Raw genomic sequence first — 596 nt, 5'->3', positions numbered from 1 at the left:
GCATGAAGATTCCTTCGACGGCTATCTTCGCTGATGGCTTCGAAGGCGGCATGATGAAGTACAACGAGGTCCACTCGACCGATGTGAAGCTTCTTGGCTGGGACATGGAGAGCCAGGAAGGCTCCTACACCGGTGACTTCTCTGATGTCGCTAAGGGCAAGAACACCGCTCAGCAGCTGATTAACCAGGGCGCTGACATTATCATGCCAGTAGCTGGTCCGGTTGGCGCTGGTGCGCTCACCGCTGCTTCCGAATCTGACGGCGTTTCCGTTATCTGGGTTGACGCTGACGGTTACCTCACCCAGCCGGAACAGGGCCAGTACATCCTCACCTCGGTGATGAAGGAGATCGGCCAGGCTGTGTTTGACACGATCAAGTCTGTTGCTGATGGCAACTGGACTTCGGAGCAGTACGTTGGCGATCTCGAGAACGGCGGCGTTTCGATCTCACCGTTCCACGACTTCGATTCGAAGGTTCCTGCAGAGCTCAAGGATGAGATTGAGCAGATTAAGCAGGACATCATTTCTGGCAAGATCAAGGTTGAGACCAAGAACCAGCCGTAATTTACAGAGCTGACCAATACAAGTAGGTAAGGC

General features: G+C 54.0%; 1 protein-coding gene. It reads left to right on the top strand.

The window, feature by feature from the left end; genetic code table 11:
* Positions 1–563: BMP family lipoprotein (locus HMPREF1627_RS00285; RefSeq protein WP_034499872.1), on the top strand; the 563-nt coding region annotated here is incomplete at its 5' end.
* Positions 564–596: the final 33 nt, after the last annotated feature.

Origin of the sequence: Actinomyces sp. S6-Spd3 (assembly GCF_000758755.1) — a bacterium.
GTDB lineage: Bacteria > Actinomycetota > Actinomycetes > Actinomycetales > Actinomycetaceae > Pauljensenia.
This window is presented reverse-complemented; position numbering and strand designations above follow the sequence as displayed.